Source organism: Thauera phenolivorans (assembly GCF_001696715.1).
GTDB classification, from domain to species: Bacteria; Pseudomonadota; Gammaproteobacteria; order Burkholderiales; family Rhodocyclaceae; genus Thauera; species Thauera phenolivorans.
This window is the reverse complement of record NZ_MBFM01000003.1, coordinates 245,771-248,287: the sequence shown is the minus strand read 5'-3', so window position 1 is coordinate 248,287 and position 2,517 is coordinate 245,771. Positions and strand designations below refer to the sequence as shown.

Genomic DNA, 2,517 nt, shown 5'->3' with positions numbered 1-2,517 from the left:
ACCGACACCGCCATCGCCCCGCCCTCGCTTGCCGGGCGCTGGCGCGCCTATCGGCAATCGGCGCTGACCGACGACCTCGTCGCCGCCGTCATCGTCACCATCTTGCTGGTGCCACAAAGCCTGGCCTACGCGATGCTCGCGGGCCTGCCACCGGTGGTGGGGGTGATGGCGAGCCTGCTGCCGATCGTCGGTTATGCGCTGTTCGGCTCGAGCACCACGCTCGCGGTGGGCCCGGTGGCGGTACTGGCGATGATGACCGCGCAGGCGATCGGCGCGGTGAGCGCGGCGCACGGGATCGAGCCCCACCTCGCGGCGCTGGTGCTCGCGCTCGAGATGGCGGCGGTCTTCCTCGTCGCCGCGCTGCTCCGCCTCGAGACCCTCGCGGCCCTGCTCGGCGCGCCCGTGCTGCACGGCTTCATCACCGGCGCCGCGCTGGTGATCGCGATCGGCCAGCTGCCCGCCCTGCTCGGCATTGCCGCGAAGGGCAGCACGGTGGTCGAGATGGGTCGTTCGGTGGCGACCGCCGGGAGCATCGCGCCCCACGCAACCACCGCCGCGATCGGCTTGCTCGCGCTCGCGCTGCTGTGGTCGCTGCGCCGCCATGGCAGTCGCCTGCTGCAGGCGGCGGGCCTGCCGCCGCGCCGCGCCCAGCTGCTCGCGCGCACCGCACCGATCGTCGTAGTCGCCGCCGCGGTGACCGGGATCGCCCTCTTCCCCGCCGCCGCCGAGGGCGTCGCGCTCGCCGGCCGTATCAGCCTCGGCGACGGCCTCAGCTTTCCGCTGCCCTGGCAGGCGCCGCCGGCGGTGTGGCGAGCGCTGGCGATGCCCGCGGTTCTGCTCGCGCTGGTGGCCTACGTCGAGAGCCTCGCGGTGGCCGAAGCGCTCGGCGCACGTCGTGGGGAGAAGGTCTCCCCGCGGCGCGAGCTGTTCGGCCTCGCCGCCGCCAACGCCGCCGCCAGCGTGGCGGGCGGCATGCCGGTGACCGGCGGCTTCGCGCGCAGCATCGTCAATTTCGACGCCGGCGCCCGCACCCGCCTGGCGGGCGTGTGGACCGCGATCCTGCTCGCAGTCGCGATCGCTCTGCTCGGCGACGTGCTGCAGTACCTGCCGAAGGCGGTGCTCGCCGCCACCATCATCGTCGCGGTGCTGTCGCTGGTCGATTTCGGCCCCTTCGTGCTCGCCTGGCGCTACTCGCGCACCGAATTCGGCCTGATGCTGCTGGTGGCGCTGATGACCCTCACCGTCGGCGTCAAGGAGGCCCTGTTCGCCGGCGTGGTCGCCGCGGTCGGCGTGCTGTTGCAGCGCACCGCGCGTCCGCACTGGACCGAGGTGGGGCGACTCGCCGGCACCGAGGTGTTCCGAAACGTCAGTCGCTTCAAGGTCGAGACCCTGCCCCACGTGCTGGCGATCCGGGTGGACGAGAGCCTGGTGTTCACCAACTCCCGCTGGATCTCGGAAACCCTGTCGGCCGCGCTCGCCGGCCGGCCGCGGCTGCGCCACGTGGTGCTGATGATGAGCGGGGTCAACGGCATCGACCTCACCGGCCTCGAGGTGCTGATGCAGCTCGACCGCGAACTCGACGCACGCGGCGTCCGCCTGCACTTCTCGGAGCTCAAGGGCCCGGTGCGCGACCGCCTCGAGCGCGCCGGAATCGGCGACTGGCTGTCGGGCGAGATCTACATGACCCAACACGACGCCTTCTGCGCGCTTGCGAAGGACAGCGCCGAGAGCGCGGCCGCACCGGCCTGAAGCGAAGCGCGGCGCGCACCCCGGCTGGCTGCAGGAATGCCGGCTGCGCTCTATCATGCAGTTTCCCCAACCCTGAGTGATCGGAGAACGTCATGAAGAATCCTCGCCCGCTGCTCCTCGCCCTGCTCGCCTCCGGTTTCACCCTCGGCGCCCACGCCGCCGATCGCGCCAGCGCGGAACTGATCGACCGCGACGCGAAGCCGGTCGGCAGCGTGAGCCTCAGCGAAGGCCCGCACGGCGTCCTCATCCACGTCTCGGCGAAGGGCCTGCCGCCCGGGCCGAAGGCGATCCACATCCACAGCGTCGGCACCTGCGAAGATCCCGATAAAGGCTTCGTCGCCTCCAAGGGCCACCTCAACCCCGACGGCCGCAAGCACGGCCTGATGAATCCGGAGGGGCCGGACGCCGGCGACCTGCCGGTGATCGTGGTGCATGCCGACGGCAGCGTCGAGGCGGAAATGTTCACCACCCTCGCCAGCCTCTCGGGTGGTGGCCAGCGCGCGAACATCCTCGACGAGGACGGCGCCGCGCTGGTGATTCACGAGAATCGCGACGACCATGTCACCCAGCCGATCGGCGGCGCCGGCGCGCGCATCGCCTGCGGCGTGGTGAAGGCCGCGCCCTGAGCGCGGATCGAAGCGGCACGGCGCGCGCCCTCGCGGCACGCGTCGGCGCGGTCGCCGCGCGGGCTGCGATCGGTGTGCTTGCCTGCCTCGCCGGCCCGGTCGCACTGGCGGCAGCCCCGGCGCCGGTGGCGCTGGCACCCGA

The 2,517-nt window shown here is 72.5% G+C and carries 2 protein-coding genes; both read left to right on the top strand.

Annotated features, from left to right (window positions below; genetic code table 11):
• Positions 1-1,749: SulP family inorganic anion transporter (locus tag BB334_RS08040; protein WP_232756694.1), on the top strand; the 1,749-nt coding region annotated here is incomplete at its 5' end.
• Between the two features lie 92 nt (positions 1,750-1,841).
• Complete coding sequence (locus BB334_RS08035; RefSeq protein WP_068806886.1) at positions 1,842-2,375, top strand: superoxide dismutase family protein; 534 nt, start codon at positions 1,842-1,844, stop codon at positions 2,373-2,375.
• Positions 2,376-2,517: the final 142 nt, after the last annotated feature.